The 479-nt window shown below is 70.4% G+C and carries 1 pseudogene; it reads left to right on the forward strand.

Features of this window, described 5'->3' with window-relative positions:
- Positions 1-479, forward strand: a pseudogene (locus J0695_RS42295) (SAM-dependent methyltransferase); the annotation flags it as partial.

Below are 479 nucleotides of genomic sequence, written 5' to 3' on the forward strand. Positions count from 1 at the left end.
CGGTGACATGGCGACCACCGTCGCGCCGGGGGAGTACCGCCTCGTCCACCTCGTCCACAACACGATCGCCAACCTGCTCACCCAGGCCGAGCAGGTCGAGTGCTTCCGCAACGAGGCCAGCCACCTCGTCCCCGGCGGCCGGTTCGTGATCGAACTCTGGGTGCCGGAGCTGTGCAGGCTCCCACCGGGCCAGGCAGCCACGGTCATGCGGTCCGAACCCGGCTACATCCTCCTGGACACGTACGACGTGCTGCACCAGCAGGTGGTGTCGCACCACTTCCGGTTCGACGGGACCCGGACGGCGCGGCTGGACCGCACCCCGCACCGCTACATCTGGCCGGCCGAACTCGACCTCATGGCTCAGTTGGCCGGCTTCGACCTGGAGACCAGGCACGCGGACCGGACCGGCGCCCCCTTCACGGCCGAGTCGGGTTCCCACGTCTCGGTCTATCGCATGCCGCCCGCGCCCGCTCACCCGG

Origin of the sequence: Streptomyces beijiangensis (genome assembly GCF_017315755.1) — a bacterium.
Lineage (GTDB): Bacteria > Actinomycetota > Actinomycetes > Streptomycetales > Streptomycetaceae > Streptomyces > Streptomyces beijiangensis.